At 35.3% G+C, this 15,752-nt stretch carries 16 protein-coding genes; 5 read left to right on the forward strand and 11 right to left on the reverse strand.

Going from position 1 to position 15,752, the window contains the following annotated elements; genetic code table 11:
- From K8344_RS01940 to K8344_RS01970, 7 genes are all read right to left on the reverse strand, one after another.
- Entirely contained in the window at positions 1 to 447 is a 447-nt protein-coding gene (locus K8344_RS01940) for an META domain-containing protein (protein ID WP_237606611.1), read from the reverse strand.
- 87 nt (positions 448 to 534) lie between these two features.
- Positions 535 to 1,749, reverse strand: coding sequence for an aminotransferase class V-fold PLP-dependent enzyme (locus K8344_RS01945; RefSeq protein ID WP_237606612.1), 1,215 nt, complete (start codon positions 1,747 to 1,749; stop codon positions 535 to 537).
- 53 nt (positions 1,750 to 1,802) lie between these two features.
- Positions 1,803 to 3,116, reverse strand: a complete 1,314-nt coding sequence (gene sufD / locus K8344_RS01950) for a Fe-S cluster assembly protein SufD (protein WP_237606613.1) — start codon at positions 3,114 to 3,116, stop codon at positions 1,803 to 1,805.
- Positions 3,117 to 3,194: 78 nt separating this feature from the next.
- Positions 3,195 to 3,944 (reverse strand): Fe-S cluster assembly ATPase SufC, encoded by a 750-nt coding sequence (gene sufC / locus K8344_RS01955; protein ID WP_237606614.1) that lies wholly within the window; start codon positions 3,942 to 3,944, stop codon positions 3,195 to 3,197.
- A 1-nt stretch (position 3,945) separates the two neighbouring features.
- The gene (locus K8344_RS01960; protein WP_237606615.1) at positions 3,946 to 4,350 is read right to left on the reverse strand and encodes a hypothetical protein; all 405 of its coding nucleotides are present in this window, start codon (positions 4,348 to 4,350) and stop codon (positions 3,946 to 3,948) included.
- 18 nt (positions 4,351 to 4,368) lie between these two features.
- Positions 4,369 to 5,814 (reverse strand): Fe-S cluster assembly protein SufB, encoded by a 1,446-nt coding sequence (gene sufB, locus K8344_RS01965; protein ID WP_237606616.1) that lies wholly within the window; start codon positions 5,812 to 5,814, stop codon positions 4,369 to 4,371.
- 105 nt (positions 5,815 to 5,919) lie between these two features.
- The gene (locus K8344_RS01970) at positions 5,920 to 6,249 is read right to left on the reverse strand and encodes a HesB/IscA family protein (protein WP_237606617.1); all 330 of its coding nucleotides are present in this window, start codon (positions 6,247 to 6,249) and stop codon (positions 5,920 to 5,922) included.
- A gap of 189 nt (positions 6,250 to 6,438) precedes the next feature.
- On the opposite strand from K8344_RS01970, the gene thiL reads away from it, so the two are divergent.
- Positions 6,439 to 7,494: a thiamine-phosphate kinase gene (gene thiL / locus K8344_RS01975; RefSeq protein ID WP_237606618.1), complete on the forward strand. Its 1,056-nt coding sequence runs from the start codon at positions 6,439 to 6,441 to the stop codon at positions 7,492 to 7,494.
- A 5-nt stretch (positions 7,495 to 7,499) separates the two neighbouring features.
- Here the strand turns inward: thiL and K8344_RS01980 are convergent, their stop codons facing one another.
- From K8344_RS01980 to K8344_RS01995, 4 genes are all read right to left on the reverse strand, one after another.
- Complete coding sequence (locus K8344_RS01980) at positions 7,500 to 8,276, reverse strand: alpha/beta fold hydrolase (protein WP_237606619.1); 777 nt, start codon at positions 8,274 to 8,276, stop codon at positions 7,500 to 7,502.
- A 68-nt stretch (positions 8,277 to 8,344) separates the two neighbouring features.
- Positions 8,345 to 8,659 (reverse strand): DUF3784 domain-containing protein, encoded by a 315-nt coding sequence (locus K8344_RS01985; RefSeq protein WP_237606620.1) that lies wholly within the window; start codon positions 8,657 to 8,659, stop codon positions 8,345 to 8,347.
- Positions 8,660 to 8,769: 110 nt separating this feature from the next.
- Positions 8,770 to 10,062, reverse strand: a complete 1,293-nt coding sequence (locus K8344_RS01990; protein ID WP_237606621.1) for an aminopeptidase P family protein — start codon at positions 10,060 to 10,062, stop codon at positions 8,770 to 8,772.
- A 194-nt stretch (positions 10,063 to 10,256) separates the two neighbouring features.
- Entirely contained in the window at positions 10,257 to 10,754 is a 498-nt protein-coding gene (locus tag K8344_RS01995) for a GreA/GreB family elongation factor (protein ID WP_237606622.1), read from the reverse strand.
- A 148-nt stretch (positions 10,755 to 10,902) separates the two neighbouring features.
- Here K8344_RS01995 and K8344_RS02000 point away from each other — a divergent pair, with 148 nt between their 5' ends.
- The 4 genes from K8344_RS02000 to K8344_RS02015 all read left to right on the forward strand — a co-directional run bounded on the left by K8344_RS02000 (position 10,903) and on the right by K8344_RS02015 (position 15,698).
- Complete coding sequence (locus K8344_RS02000) at positions 10,903 to 12,078, forward strand: dicarboxylate/amino acid:cation symporter (protein WP_237606623.1); 1,176 nt, start codon at positions 10,903 to 10,905, stop codon at positions 12,076 to 12,078.
- Positions 12,079 to 12,267: 189 nt separating this feature from the next.
- Positions 12,268 to 12,924: a succinate dehydrogenase cytochrome b subunit gene (locus K8344_RS02005; protein ID WP_237606624.1), complete on the forward strand. Its 657-nt coding sequence runs from the start codon at positions 12,268 to 12,270 to the stop codon at positions 12,922 to 12,924.
- 20 nt (positions 12,925 to 12,944) lie between these two features.
- Positions 12,945 to 14,948: a fumarate reductase/succinate dehydrogenase flavoprotein subunit gene (locus tag K8344_RS02010; protein WP_237606625.1), complete on the forward strand. Its 2,004-nt coding sequence runs from the start codon at positions 12,945 to 12,947 to the stop codon at positions 14,946 to 14,948.
- Positions 14,949 to 14,951: 3 nt separating this feature from the next.
- Positions 14,952 to 15,698 (forward strand): succinate dehydrogenase/fumarate reductase iron-sulfur subunit, encoded by a 747-nt coding sequence (locus K8344_RS02015; protein ID WP_237606626.1) that lies wholly within the window; start codon positions 14,952 to 14,954, stop codon positions 15,696 to 15,698.
- Positions 15,699 to 15,752: the final 54 nt, after the last annotated feature.

Raw genomic sequence — 15,752 nt, forward strand, 5'->3', positions numbered from 1 at the left:
TTATTCTTGATTTCTTATTTCTTTTTTTGCTGAAAGTACTACACTTCTATCAGTTTTTGAATAAAAGGTTAGCACCCCGTCTTGTAAGGAATAGGATCCCGTTTTATTTAATGCGTCTAAAAAGTCACGTTCAACCTTCATGATATCTTTGCCAGCACATTCTCTTTCACTTACTGCTAGGTCTTTAAAACTAATTGCATATAAGTCTAGATTGTAGGACCCAAACACCGAGTTACAGCCAGTAGCACCTCTAAAAGTATTATCTAGTGCTGACATAGAAAATGAAGGAACTTCTTTAACAGTAGGTTTTTCTCCGTTAATAGCTGAAACAGTATAGTTTCCTGTTAACTGAACGTTTCCAGCAACATCTATAACTTTTTTAGTCTCGTCGCAACTTGTAAAAATTAGTGCGAAAATCAATATTGATAATGTAGCAAGTGATTTCATAGTATAGTTGTTTTAATTGGTTTAAACTTTCATAAAGTTACAAACTCAAAATTTACTAGAATTGTACATTAACTTTTTATAAGGCATTTATGAAAGCATCATTTTTGCTTTCTTAACAGCTTCCACTAATGCATCAACTTCTTCTAGAGTGTTATAAAACGCAAAGGAAGCTCGAACAGTTCCAGGGATTTTATAAAACTCCATAATGGGTTGAGCACAGTGATGCCCTGTTCTTACTGCTATACCTAGTTTGTCCACAATAGTACCTATATCATACGGATGCAAATCTTCAATATTAAAAGAAATTACAGAGGTTTTTTGTCCTGTACCATAAATTCTTAAGCCCTCGATTTCTAGGAGTTTATTGGTCGCATATGTTAAAAGTTCATTTTCATGAGCTTCTATTGCATCAAAACCAATTGCATTAAGGTAATCTATTGCTACACCAAATGCTATACCTCCACAAATATTCGGGGTACCAGCTTCAAATTTATGCGGAAGTCCGGCATAGGTGGTTTTTTCGAATGATACTTCAGCTATCATTTCACCACCACCTTGATATGGAGGAAGCTTGTTTCCCCACTCTTCTTTCATATACAAGATTCCTACCCCTGTTGGGCCGCACATTTTGTGAGCAGAGGTAACATAGAAATCTACATTTAATTCTTGAAGATTTGGCTTTATATGCGAGCAAGACTGAGCACCGTCAATCAAAACAGCAGCTCCTACACTATGTGCTTTCTCAATAATCTCTTCTATTGGGTTAATTGTTCCCAATGCGTTTGAAATATGATTTACAAAAACAAGTTTTGTTTTATCTGAAAGCAAATTATAGTATTCATCCATAAGCAATGTTCCTTCTTCATTCATTGGAATTACTCGCAGAACAGCGCCTGTTTTTTCACATAGCATTTGCCAAGGAACAATATTACTGTGATGTTCTAAAGCCGAAACAATTATTTCGTCGCCCTTATTCAACAACGATGCAAAGCCATTTGCAACTAAGTTAATTCCTTGAGTTGTTCCTGCAGTAAAAATGATTTCACAAGCTGTTTTAGCATTAAAGTGATTCTGAATTTTATGTCGAGCTGCCTCATAGGCATCAGTTGCTTCTTGTGAAAGCGAGTGCACACCTCGATGAATATTTGCATTATAGTTACTGTAATAATCTACAATAGCATCAATCACCTGTTGTGGTTTTTGCGACGTAGCGGCATTGTCCAAATACACTAATGGATACCCATTAACTTTTCGAGAAAGAATGGGGAAATCTTTACGTATATTATGGATATCGAAGGACATTTATATTCTTTTAATTTATTCTTGAATCTTTGTTAGTTTACGAACCCTACTTCTTAAAGTTCAAAGCCTAAATTTACGCCAATCTTATTGGCAATAAGCTTGTTGATTCGCACTTTCAATTCTGGAATTTTTACACTTTCCAAAACAGTGTTTGCGAAAGCATACATCATTAATCCACGTGCTTCTTTCTGTCCAATTCCGCGGCTGCGCAAGTAAAATAAGGCCTCTTCATCAAACTGACCAATAGTACATCCGTGAGAACACTTTACATCATCTGCGAAAATCTCTAATTGAGGCTTAGCGTTAATCGTAGCATTATCATCAATTAAAATATTGTCATTTTGCTGGTATGCATCAATCTTTTGAGCATCTTTTTCAACGATAATCTTCCCATTAAATACACCTACAGATGAATCAGCAAATAGTCCTTTGTAATCTTGGTGACTTTCACAATTAGGCGAAATATGATGAACTAATGTATTGTGATCTACGTGTTGTTTTTCTTTAAGGATGGTTATTCCTTTTAATGTAGAATCACAATTCTCTCCATTTTGGAAGTAGTTTAAATTATTGCGAACTAATTTCCCACCAAATGAAAAAGTATGAACACGACAAACCGTATCACGTTGTTGTGAAATATATGTATTGTCAATTAGCGATGCTGATTCAACATCATTTTGAATTTTATAATAATCTACGTAAGCTCGTTTTTCAGCAAAAATTTCAGTTACTGAATTTGTAAGAACTTTATTAGTAGAAAGACTTTGATGACGCTCTATAATCTGTACGTGAGCATTTTCACCTACAACAATTAAATTTCTTGGTTGAAGAAACATTGCCGCTTCGTTACCCGTTGAGAAATTAAGAATCTCAATTGGCTTTTCTACTTCTTTATGCGCAGGAATATGAATATATGCGCCTTCTTTAGTAAACGCTGTATTAAGTGCAGTTAAACTATCACTTTTCGCAGCTTTATTGAAGTAAGCTTCAATAACAGGTTTGTATTTTTTCTTGTTGAGAGCAGCGGACATTAAACATACGTCTAAGGTGTCGTGTGTAGTTTCCGAAAGGAATGAACTATATACCCCATCTATGAAAACAAGTTTATAGGTATCTATTTCATTAAGGAAATACTTGCGCACATCTTGAAGTTCAACATTGCGTTCTTTGTTTGAATAGACACTATAGTCCGTTTTCAATAAAGAATTTAGCGAAGTATACTTCCACTCCTCATCCTTTTTTGTTGGAAACCCTTTCTCTTCAAAAATTTTTATGGCATTGTTTCGCACATCGTGTAATGGCGAATCAAACTCCAAGTGATCTTCGAGAGCAATATATGATGATAATAATTTGTCTTTAAAACTCATTTCTTTCAATTCAGAATTCAGAATCCGGTATTCAGCATTCAAGTTAATCTTGAACCTTGAATTTTGATTCTTGAATTGTTAAACTAATTCTTCCTTAATCCAATCGTATCCTCTTTCTTCAAGCTCATAAGCTAGCTCTTTAGTTCCAGATTTTACAATTCTTCCATTCATTAACACGTGCACATAATCTGGCACTATATGGTCTAATAAACGCTGATAGTGAGTAATAACAACTATTGCATTATCTTCACTCCTAAGCTTGTTAACCCCATTAGCTACTACTTTAAGAGCGTCAATATCCAATCCTGAATCTGTTTCATCTAAGATTGCAAGTTTTGGCTCAAGCATTGCCATTTGAAAAATTTCGTTACGCTTTTTCTCACCTCCAGAAAAACCTTCATTTAAAGATCTAGATAGGAATTTTCTATCAATCTCTAGCATGGCGGCTTTTTCTTTAATCATTTTAAGCATTTCAGAAGCAGGCATATCATCCATCTTCTTTGCTTTACGCGTTTCGTTGATAGCCGTTTTAATAAAGTTCGTTACTGAAACTCCTGGAATTTCTATTGGATATTGAAAAGAAAGAAAGATACCTTTATGCGCTCTTTCCTCTGGATCTAACTCGGAAATATCTTCATTTTCATAAACAATCTCTCCTTTAGTTACTTCAAACTCTTCTTTTCCTGCAACTACAGACGCCAAAGTACTTTTACCTGAACCATTTGGCCCCATAATCGCGTGAACTTCGCCTGCCTTTACCTCTAAGTTAATACCCTTAAGTATATCTTTACCTTCTAATCCGGCGTATAAATCTTTAATTTTTAGCATATCAATTTGTCTTTGCTGATTCTTGTAATTTAATATCTACTGCTGAAGGGGAATCATTCACCTTCACAATTTCTTTTATTGTTATTATTTCTTCCCAATTGGTATCGGTATCGGTATTTTCGGAAACTACTCCTTTAACAATAACCCCTACCATATCAAAATCGTTTGTTTTAACTGCCGAAACTCTTTTTGATAATTCATCTGAAACTTCATTGCGCTTAACACCATAAATAAAATTCGATCCCATTAAAACTAAGGCTCCATCGGTGTTAATAAAATCCCCTTGAAACGTTGGAAGGGTCTCTTCGTTTTGAGTTGTTAGCTCGTCAGAAGTTTTGTCTCCTTCAGAATTTTTACAAGAATAAAACACTAACGAAAGCGTTAATATCAATAAGTATTTTTTCATATTTTAAACTTCTAATGTTTATCCTACAGATCCTTCTAAACTAATCTCTAAGAGTTTTTGCGCTTCAACTGCAAACTCCATAGGCAACTTGTTTAGAACCTCTTTTCCAAAACCATTTACGATTAAAGCAATTGCTTTTTCAGTGTCAATTCCACGTTGATTACAATAGAAAATTTGGTCTTCACCAATTTTACTTGTCGTGGCCTCGTGCTCTATTTGAGCCGATTTGTTTTTAGATTCAATATACGGGAAGGTATGAGCCCCACAGCTATTCCCCATTAATAATGAGTCACACTGAGAGAAGTTACGCGCATTATCTGCATTTGGTTGAATTTTCACCAATCCTCGATAACTGTTTTGAGATCGACCAGCCGAAATACCCTTAGAGATAATCGTACTTTTAGTGTTTTTACCAATATGAATCATTTTGGTTCCTGTATCTGCTTGCTGATAATCATTTGTAACAGCAATAGAATAGAATTCTCCAATTGAATTATCTCCTTTTAGAATACAGCTTGGATACTTCCAAGTAACAGCACTACCAGTTTCAACTTGTGTCCAAGAAATTTTCGCATTCTTTTCACAAATACCTCTTTTAGTTACAAAGTTATAAACTCCTCCTTTTCCATCTTTATCTCCTGGGTACCAGTTTTGTACTGTAGAATACTTTATTTCAGCTCCATCTAATGCAATTAACTCTACTACTGCAGCGTGTAATTGATTTTCATCACGACTTGGTGCTGTACAGCCTTCAAGGTAACTTACATAACTGTCTTCATCTGCAATTACAAGGGTTCTTTCAAACTGCCCTGTACCTGCTTGATTAATTCTAAAGTAAGTAGAAAGTTCCATTGGGCAACGTACTCCTTTTGGAATATAACAGAAAGAACCATCACTAAATACTGCACTGTTTAAAGCCGCGTAAAAGTTGTCTCTCTGTGGCACTACGGTACCTATGTATTTCTTTACTAATTCAGGGTGATTTTTAATCGCCTCAGAAATAGAACAGAAAATAATTCCTTTTTCGGCTAATGTCTTTTTAAAAGTGGTTGCCACAGAAACAGAATCCATTACAATATCTACTGCAACTCCGGCAAGTTTCTTTTGCTCGTCTAATGAAATACCCAATCGTTTAAAAGTGTCTAACAATTCCGGATCTACCTCATCAAGACTATTATATTTGGGTTTGCTGTTTGGTGCAGAGTAATAAGAAATTGCCTGAAAGTCAGGTTTTTCATAGTGTACATTTGCCCATTCTGGCTCTACCATCTTCAACCAATAACGAAATGATTCTAAACGCCATTCTGTCATCCATTCTGGCTCCTCTTTCTTTTTAGAAATTGCGCGTACTACATCTTCATTTAATCCAACAGGAAATGTGTCAGATTCTATATCCGTATAGAATCCATATTCATATTCCTTGGTTTCTAATTCTTTCTTTAAATCGTCTTCGGTGTATTTCATTTTTATTAATTCAAAATTTGTAGTTCTAATTTCTATACAGAAAAAAGAACTTACTTAAATTCATATGTATTTAATTTACTTTTTCATAAGTAAACTACAACTTATTTATAACGAAAAAGATTCTCCACATCCACAAGTGCGATTCGCATTTGGATTTTGGAAAACAAAACCTTTTCCATTAAGCCCACCACTATATTCGAGCGTGGTTCCTACTAGGTATAAAAAACTTTTTTTATCCACTGCAATTTTAACATCAGCTTCTTCAAAAAGTTTATCGTTTTCACCTAGATTATGATCAAATTTCAACTCATAGCTAAGTCCGGAGCATCCGCCACTTTTTACTCCAACGCGCACAAAATCTTTCGCAATATCAAAGCCGTCCTCGGCCATTAACTGTGCAATTTTGTTTTTTGCATTTTCACTTACCTTAATCATATATAGAATAATTCTAAATTAGACGCAAATATACATCAATTAGAACTTTTAACCATAGCGAAGTGGGAATTTAAAACTATTACATTATAGCCTCAGCCTATAGTGTAATAAGCGTGATTATTACTTGCATTTTTCGATAATGTATAGGAAAAGCGTACTTTTGCCAAAATCTGTAATAAACTTAGAAGAATGTTTGAGAATAAAGATAATTCCACCACAAGTATTGCCAGTTTAGGCGAATTTGGTCTTATAGATCATCTAACAAAAAACTTCAAAATAAAACAAAAATCGACTGTAAAAGGAATTGGCGATGATGCCGCTGTGATTGCTTGTAATTCTAAAAACGAAATAGTTATTACTACAGATTTACTTTTAGAAGGTGTTCATTTCGATTTAAGTTATGTTCCCTTAAAACATTTAGGATATAAGTCGGTAATTGTTAACCTATCCGACGTGTACGCAATGAATGCAGAGCCTACCCAAATTACAGTTAGCATTGCAGTTTCAAATCGATTTCCTGTTGAAGCACTAGAAGAACTTTATGCAGGGATTACTGCTGCTGCTAAAATATACAATGTAGACGTTGTGGGTGGCGACACTACTTCTTCAACAACAGGTTTATTAATTAGCGTTACAGCCTTAGGTACTGTAAAAAAGGGAGAAACTGTTTATAGAAGTGGAGCCAAAGAAAACGATCTACTTGTTGTTACGGGTGATTTAGGTGCTGCTTATCTAGGATTACAAGTTTTGGAACGCGAGAAAGAAGTTTTCAAAGTAAACCCAAATAGTCAACCAGACCTAGAACCTTATACATATTTGGTGGAACGCCAATTAAAGCCTGAAGCTAGAAAAGATATTCCTAATCTATTAAATGAATTAGGTGTGAAACCAACTGCTATGATTGACATTAGCGATGGTTTATCATCAGAAATAATCCACATTTGTAAACATTCAAAAGTAGGGTGTAATTTATTTGAAGATAAAATCCCATTAGACCCTCAAGTAATTACAACTTGTGAAGAATTCAACCTAGATAGCACTACCATAGCTTTAAGTGGTGGCGAAGATTACGAATTGCTTTTTACAATTAGCACCGAGGATTACCCTAAAATTAAAGCTAATCCTCACCTTACGGTAATAGGACATATGACTCATGAAAATGAAGGCACTCATCTTATAAGCCGAGCTGGAACTAAAATACCGCTAATTGCACGTGGTTGGAACCCAATAAAGGATTCGGAATAATGGAATCAAACATTCAATATATTTTTTAAAGCATCTAAAACCTCATCTAAGTTTTCAACAGTACTCATATGGCCGCCTTCAATTATGATGGATAGAGTATCACAACTTTTGGCTAAAGCTACATTTTCATCGACAGGTAGCAACGAATCTTCTTTTGAAAGAATCATAAACTTTTCTTTGCTGAAATTTTTCAACACATCGCTTCGGTCGTTACGGTCGCGCATACCTTTTATTGCAGCTTTTATTCCGGCAAGCGGAAATGATTGTGCTTCCATTTTCAATTCTGCTATATCTGAAGCAATTTTATCGCGTGTAGTTTCCGAAAATAAATTGCTTATTGCCATACTTATAAAGGCATAAGCATTTTTCTCAATTACTTTTAAAGCACGATTTCGGTTAATTTTTCTTTCTTCGGAATCTGGAGCAGGCGATGAATTTAAAAGTACTAATTTTTCAACTTTTGAATGAAATTTTTCCACATAGGCTAATGCGACATATCCTCCCATAGAATGACCGATGAATGTCGCTGAAGTTATTTTTAAAGTTTTGAGAATTTCATCTACTACTTCAGCCATTAACTCCATAGAATGGATGTCTGAAACAACTTCACTTTTCCCGTGACCAGGAAAATCTAGTGTTATTATAGTGAATTGTTTAGACAATTGTGGAACAAGATCTTTCCACATTGTTGAACTCTCCAGAAACCCGTGCAATAGAACAATTGCAGGACCACTTCCGAAGGTGTTGTAATGTATTTCTGTGTTGTTATATTTTAAAATCATATAGTGAAAACAGACCTACAAAGAGCCCGCTAAAAAAGAGGAATACTTTAAAGGTCCTATAATAATTTTTATTTTTTATATGCCGAAGAATTAGATTTAACTATGAAGAAGACAACGGTTCCAATTATCACAGTAAAAAAGACATAGTTTGCTAATTCTGGATTTTCTAATTTAGAAACCACCATCCCTAAGGTAATAAAGGCCAAGCCTATAACTCCGAAGGCAAATCTTAACAATGAAGCTACTTTTTCGATATTAACTTCTTCCTTTTCTGCCTTGGTCATAGTATTATATCCAGCGATAAGAAAGTAAAGCTTGAAATGTTTTATCACTATCCCGAGTATAACAAGAAATACACCAATAATTATCAATGGTAAATCCATACACCCAAAGATAAAAAATTAAAAAAAACACAAGACACCATATGCAAAAAAACCTGACAGGTTTCTCAAACCTGTCAGGTCTTGAGGTCTAAAAATCCTAATTCTTTGTTCTACGTATTCATTATATCCTCAATCTCTTCCGCTTCAATTGGGATATTACGCATTAAGTTAAAAGGTTCTCCTGATTTTTGAATAACCACATCGTCTTCCAGTCTGATTCCGAAGCCTTCTTCTGGAATATAAATTCCTGGTTCTACAGTAAACACCATGTTTTCTGTCATTTTTTCCCAAAGCACACCGTAATCGTGTGTGTCTAAACCAATGTGGTGACTTGTACCGTGCATAAAGTATTTTTTATACGCAGGCCAATTTGGATCTTGGTTTTTAACATCAGCCTTATCTAGAAGTTTTAAGTCAAGAAGTTCTTTAGTCATTAACTCCCCTACTTCTTTGTGATACTCCTTCCAATAATTTCCAGGCACCAACATTTTTGTTGCATTATCCTTAACTCGATTTACTGCATCGTACACTTCACGTTGTCGATTTGTAAACCTTCCGCTTACAGGAATAGTACGACTCATATCGCTAGAATAATTAGCGTATTCGGCACCAACGTCCATCAGTATCAAATCTCCAGCTTTACATTGCTGATTATTTTCGATATAGTGAAGAACATTTGCATTGTTTCCACTTGCAATAATAGGCGTGTAAGCGAAACCACGAGAACGATTTCTTAAGAATTCATGCATATATTCTGCTTCAATTTCATATTCCCAAACACCTGGTTTTACAAAATTAAGAACTCTTCTAAATCCTTTTTCTGTGATATCACAAGCCTTCTGTAGTATATCTAATTCTATTTGATCTTTAACTGAACGCAGGCTCTGTAAAATAGGGTTGCTACGTTCCCAACTATGTGCAGGAAATTTAGCTTTTGTAGCTTTTATAAATCTATCTTCACGAGTTTCAGTTTCAACACTTTGTCTGTAGTGTTCATTGGTGTTGAAATAAATTCGCTCTGCTTGAGTCATCACTTCAAAAAAGATTTTATCGAAGTCTTTTAACCAGTGAACCGATTTAATTCCTGAAACTTCGTATGCTTTTTCTTTGGTTAACTTTTCACCTTCCCAAACAGCTATATGTTCATTTGTTTCACGAACAAAAAGCATTTCTCGATGTTCCACATAGGGAGCATCTGGAAAAAGTACTAATATTGTCTCTTCTTGATCTGCACCGGATAGATAAAATAAATCACGCGCCTGTTGAAATGGCATTGTACTATCTGCACTAATAGGATATGTATCGTTACTGTTAAAAACCGCTATGCTATTCGGCTTCATTTGAGCCATAAAATTTTTACGGTTTTTTACAAAGAGTTCACTTGGAATTTGATCGTATTTCATTGAGTTTATATTTTATGATAATCGCTTAGAATTTTATAACACCAATTTAAAAAGCTTTAACCTTAGTTAAATAAGCCGGTGTAATATAAGTGTAATTGCAAAGCAAAAAGTAATTTGTGTTGAATGCCAAAATTAAATATTATAAGCTTAATTACTTAAGAAGTTAGGTTAAAACTATACTAATCTTAGCCCATTTAGGCAATATCTACAATCTCAAAAACACGCTCTTCTTTCCCTATTTTTAAAGCTGCTTTTTCGCCGACTTTCTTACTTATAAGCACTTTTGCAAGCGGGGAAATAAATGAAATTTTACCTTTGGCAATATTCGCTTCATCCACTCCAACTATTTGGTAATGCTGCAGCTTTGGGTTATTGCCAATTTTTAAGGTTAACCGTGCACCAAATCTCACTTCATCCTTCGGTTGCTGATCGATATCTATAATTTTTGCAGTATTTATTCTATTTTGTAGAAGTTGAAGTTTGGCATTTATATGATTCACAGCAATTCGCCTGTCACTTTCGGTTGTAACTTTAAGATTTTCCTTTTCATCAATTAACGATTGCTTTTCTTTTAAAAGTTCATCCATGCCAATTTGAGTAACATAATTTGTTACGCCCTCAGGTAAATCTGCTCTAGGTGGCACAATAGGGATCTCTTCTTGATCATCTTCTTTTACAAAACCTCTACTCATAATTATTTATTTAATTCTTTAAAAATTCATGCAACTAATAAAATACATAATATATGTAATAGCATAAGCAATCCTTGCAATGGCTGTATATTTACACCTTTCTTTTTATCTGTATAGAATCAGAAAAGCAATTAAACAGCATTTACTAATGAAGCACATCTACACAAACTTACTATTTAAAGTTTTTATAGCCATAGTATTAGGTATAGTATTCGGACAAATCCTACCTGAATCTGTAAACCGAATTTTCACCACTTTCAATGCCTTTTTCGGACAGTTTTTAAGTTTTTCTATTCCGCTCATTATTATGGGACTAATAATGCCAGCCATTTCCGACTTAGGAAGAGGCGCAGGAAAGTTATTGTTAATTACTGCTTTAATTGCCTACGGTTCCACCTTGTTTTCTGGGTTTATGACGTATTTTTCTGCCTCTAGTATTTTTCCTTTTTTGTTAGAATCACACGTTAATGATGCAGGTCAAATTGTAGATTCTGGCAAAGAACTAACCCCGTACTTTAGCATTACCATTCCTCCTATATTAGATGTAATGTCGGCTTTAGTTTTGGCCTTTGTCGTTGGTTTGGGATTATCGTTTCAAGAGAAATCTAGTTTAAAGTTTGTGGTTAAAGATTTTCAGAAAATTATAATGCAATTGATTGCAAATGTAATTGTGCCGTTACTTCCGCTATTTATCTTAGGAATATTTGTTAGCATGTCTTTTAATGGAAAAGTGTTTTCAATTCTTTCGGTTTTCATAAGCATAATAGGAGTGATTTTCGCCTTACACATTCTATTATTATTGCTTCAATACACTATCGCTGGGGTACTTATTAAAAAGAATCCAATTAAATTATTAGCTACTATGATGCCGGCATATTTCACAGCATTAGGCACACAATCTTCTGCAGCAACTATTCCTGTAACATTAAAACAAACACAAAAAAATGGAGTATCTGAAAAAATTGCAGGCTTTGTAATACCGCTATGTGCTACCATACATTTATCTGGTAGCATTATGAAAATTACTGCTTGTGCTATGGCATTAATGATTTTACAAGGAATACCTTTTAGCCTTACGCTTTTTGCTGGATTTATATTTGTATTAGGAATCGCAATGATTGCAGCACCTGGTGTTCCAGGTGGTGCAATTATGGCAGCAGTAGGTATTTTACAATCTATGCTAGGGTTTAATGAAGAAATGCTTGGTTTAATGATAGCTTTATATATCGCAATGGATAGTTTTGGAACTGCTTGCAATGTTACTGGTGATGGTGCTATTTCGCTAGTAGTAGATAAAATCACGAAAGACAAAACTGTTGCTTAATTCTACAAAAAATAATATAACAATAGCATTATTAGATGTTTTCCTTTGAATTAAATAATCAAACTTTCGGCATTAAATAACAAATAGATATTTAAACCAATTCTAAATAGGTTTCAAACAACGAAGAATGTTTGGCAACATGCAGTTTGAAGTGTATTTTTGTGGCACTATTCTAGAAATTAAACAATAATGGCAATACTAACCTCTTCAATTGCACGAAAAGTAGCGATGGCTCTTTCGGGCTTATTCCTCGTCATTTTTTTGGCGCAACACTTTATTATTAATTTTACATCGGTCTTAGACCCTGAAACCTTTAACAGCTTGTCTCATTTTATGGGGCATAATTTTGTAGTTCAGTTTATCGCACAACCTATTTTAATTATTGGAGTTATTTTCCATTTTGTAATGGGTATTATCCTTGAAATTAGAAACCGCAGTGCAAGACAAATAAGCTACAAATCTTATAAAGGAAACAGAAACTCTTCTTGGGCTTCACGAAATATGATTATTAGCGGTGCGGTAATCTTAGCGTTTTTAGGTCTTCACTTCTACGATTTCTGGTTTCCAGAAATAGTACACAAGTATGTTGAAAGCCACCCAGTAGATGAAACTCGTTATTATACCGAGCTGCTGCAAAAATTTGAAAGCCCTGTTCGCACAGGATTATACTGTCTTTCATTTGTATTGTTAGCACTTCACCTTTGGCATGGATTTTCTTCGTCTTTCCAAAGTATGGGTTGGAATAACAAGTACTCTAAAGCCTTACGAGGTTTCACGCAGTTTTACGCAATATTTATCCCTTTAGGATTTATTTTCATTGCGATTTATTTACACCTTAACCAATAATCACCACGAAATTAAACGCTATGTCAATATTAGATTCAAAAATCCCAAAAGGACCCTTAGCAGATAAGTGGACAAAACATAAAAACGACGTAAATCTCGTTAACCCTGCCAACAAACGTAATATAGATGTAATTGTAGTTGGTACAGGTCTTGCTGGTGGTAGTGCCGCAGCAACTCTTGCCGAATTAGGCTATAACGTAAAAACATTTTGCTACCAAGACTCTCCTAGACGTGCACACTCTATTGCAGCACAAGGAGGTATTAACGCAGCAAAAAACTATCAAGGTGATGGTGACTCTAACTACCGTTTATTTTACGATACTGTAAAAGGTGGCGATTACCGCTCTCGTGAAGCAAACGTTTATCGCCTTGCTGAAGTATCAGCAAACATCATCGACCAATGTGTAGCACAAGGTGTGCCTTTTGCTCGTGAATACGGAGGAATGTTAGACAACCGTTCTTTCGGAGGGGTTTTAGTTTCACGTACCTTTTACGCTAAGGGTCAAACAGGGCAACAATTATTACTCGGTGCATATTCAGCAATGAATCGCCAAATAAATAGAGGAAAAATTACTCCTTACAACCGTCACGAAATGCTAGATTTAGTTATCGTAGACGGAAAAGCAAGAGGTATCATCGCTCGCGATTTAATTACTGGAGAAATTGAAAGACATTCAGCTCACGCAGTAGTAATCGCATCAGGTGGATACGGAAACGCATTCTTCTTATCGACAAACGCAATGGGAAGTAACGCCACAGCAGCTTGGAAAATTCATAAAAGAGGTGCTTACTTTGCAAACCCTTGCTATACTCAAATTCACCCTACATGTATTCCTGTTTCTGGAGATCACCAAAGTAAACTTACTTTGATGTCTGAATCATTAAGAAACGATGGTAGAATTTGGGTTCCTAAGAAAAAAGAAGACGCTATCGCTATCCGTGAAGGAAAGAAAAAAGCTAAAGATCTTTCGGAAGACGAACGTGATTACTATTTAGAGAGAAGATACCCTTCTTTTGGTAACTTAGTACCTCGTGACGTAGCTTCTAGAGCAGCTAAAGAACGATGCGACGCTGGATTTGGGGTAAATAAAACAGGTCAAGCTGTGTTCCTAGACTTTGCTAGTGCTATTGAACGTTACGGAAAAGAGCAAGCAGCAATGCACGGAAACCACAATCCATCTAAAGAAGAAATTACAAAACTTGGGAAAGAGGTTATCGAGAACAAATACGGAAACCTTTTCCAAATGTATGAGAAAATCGTTGATGAAAACCCATACGACAGCCCAATGATGATTTACCCAGCAGTACACTATACAATGGGTGGAATTTGGGTAGATTACAACCTACAGTCTACAATTCCTGGTTGCTACGTAACTGGAGAAGCTAATTTTAGTGATCACGGTGCAAACCGCTTAGGTGCATCGGCATTAATGCAAGGATTAGCAGACGGATATTTCGTACTGCCTTATACAATTGGGGATTATCTATCTAAAGATATTAAAACTGGAGCAATTCCAACAGATTCTAAAGAATTCGAAGAAGCTGAAAACAAGGTTCGCGAGCAATTAGAAAAGCTGATAAACAATAAAGGATCTCACTCTGTAGATTATTACCACAAGAAACTTGGACACATTATGTGGAACAAATGTGGAATGGCCCGTAATGCTAAAGATTTAGCGTCTGCAATGACTGAAATTAGAGCTTTACGTGAAGAATTCTGGAAAGAAGTGAAAGTTCCTGGAGAATTGAATGAAATGAATGCAGAGCTTGAAAAAGCGATGCGTGTTGCAGATTTCCTTGAATTAGGAGAGTTGTTTGCGAAAGACGCTTTACACAGAAATGAATCTTGTGGAGGACACTTCCGTGAAGAATATCAAACTGAGGAAGGAGAGGCACTACGTGACGACGAAAACTTTATGTACGTTGCCGCTTGGGAATACACTGGAGATCCAGCAACAGAAGTACTTCACAAAGAAGAATTGAAGTACGAAAATATTGAAGTTAAATCGAGATCATACAAATAGACTATGAAACTTACTTTAAAAATCTGGAGACAGAAAAATAGCAAAGCAAAAGGAGAATTAAAAACATATCCTATTGACGGAATAGAAGGTGACATGTCTTTCTTAGAGATGCTCGACGTTCTAAATGAAGAGTTAATTAATAAAGGTGAAGAGCCTGTAGTTTTCGATCACGACTGTCGTGAAGGAATTTGCGGTGCTTGTTCGTTACAAATTAACGGAGAACCTCACGGACCAGATAGATTGGTTACAACTTGCCAGTTGCACATGCGTATGTTTAATGATGGTGATACTATTGTTATCGAACCATTCCGCGCTAAGGCATTTCCTGTAATTAAGGATTTGGTTGTAGATAGAACTTCTTTTGAAAGAATTCAGCAAGCAGGTGGTTACGTTTCTGTAAACACTTCAGGTAATACTATCGATGCTAACGCTATTCCTGTAAATAAGCAGGATGCAGACGACTCTTTCAATGCGGCAACTTGTATTGGTTGTGGTGCATGTGTTGCAGCATGTAAAAACGCTAGTGCAATGTTATTCACTTCAGCTAAAGTAAGCCAGTTTGCATTGCTCCCTCAAGGAAAAGTTGAAGCAACTGAGCGTGTACTAAACATGGTTGCTCAAATGGATAAAGAAGGGTTTGGTAATTGTACAAATACAGGTGCTTGTGAAATTGAATGTCCAAAAGGTATTTCATTAGAAAATATTGCAAGAATGAACCGCGAATATCTAAGCGCAAGCTTAAAAGGATAAAATTAATTACGCCTTATATAAGTAAAACCTCTGCAATAAATGCAGAGGTTTTTT

The sequence above is a fragment of the Aequorivita xiaoshiensis genome (assembly GCF_022008395.1).
Lineage (GTDB): Bacteria > Bacteroidota > Bacteroidia > Flavobacteriales > Flavobacteriaceae > Aequorivita > Aequorivita xiaoshiensis.

Coding starts and splice junctions, on each gene's coding strand:
- K8344_RS01995 (WP_237606622.1), bottom strand. CDS start 10,754: ATGAGTAGAGGTTTTGTAAAAGAAGATGATCAAGAAGAGATCCCTATT.
- sufC (WP_237606614.1), bottom strand. CDS start 3,944: ATGCTAAAAATTAAAGATTTATACGCCGGATTAGAAGGTAAAGATATA.
- sufB (WP_237606616.1), bottom strand. CDS start 5,814: ATGAAATACACCGAAGACGATTTAAAGAAAGAATTAGAAACCAAGGAA.
- K8344_RS01940 (WP_237606611.1), bottom strand. CDS start 447: ATGAAATCACTTGCTACATTATCAATATTGATTTTCGCACTAATTTTT.
- K8344_RS02000 (WP_237606623.1), top strand. CDS start 10,903: ATGAAGCACATCTACACAAACTTACTATTTAAAGTTTTTATAGCCATA.
- K8344_RS01980 (WP_237606619.1), bottom strand. CDS start 8,276: ATGATTTTAAAATATAACAACACAGAAATACATTACAACACCTTCGGA.
- K8344_RS01960 (WP_237606615.1), bottom strand. CDS start 4,350: ATGAAAAAATACTTATTGATATTAACGCTTTCGTTAGTGTTTTATTCT.
- K8344_RS01985 (WP_237606620.1), bottom strand. CDS start 8,659: ATGGATTTACCATTGATAATTATTGGTGTATTTCTTGTTATACTCGGG.
- K8344_RS01945 (WP_237606612.1), bottom strand. CDS start 1,749: ATGTCCTTCGATATCCATAATATACGTAAAGATTTCCCCATTCTTTCT.
- thiL (WP_237606618.1), top strand. CDS start 6,439: ATGTTTGAGAATAAAGATAATTCCACCACAAGTATTGCCAGTTTAGGC.
- K8344_RS02015 (WP_237606626.1), top strand. CDS start 14,952: ATGAAACTTACTTTAAAAATCTGGAGACAGAAAAATAGCAAAGCAAAA.
- K8344_RS01990 (WP_237606621.1), bottom strand. CDS start 10,062: ATGAAATACGATCAAATTCCAAGTGAACTCTTTGTAAAAAACCGTAAA.
- K8344_RS02005 (WP_237606624.1), top strand. CDS start 12,268: ATGGCAATACTAACCTCTTCAATTGCACGAAAAGTAGCGATGGCTCTT.
- sufD (WP_237606613.1), bottom strand. CDS start 3,116: ATGAGTTTTAAAGACAAATTATTATCATCATATATTGCTCTCGAAGAT.
- K8344_RS01970 (WP_237606617.1), bottom strand. CDS start 6,249: ATGATTAAGGTAAGTGAAAATGCAAAAAACAAAATTGCACAGTTAATG.
- K8344_RS02010 (WP_237606625.1), top strand. CDS start 12,945: ATGTCAATATTAGATTCAAAAATCCCAAAAGGACCCTTAGCAGATAAG.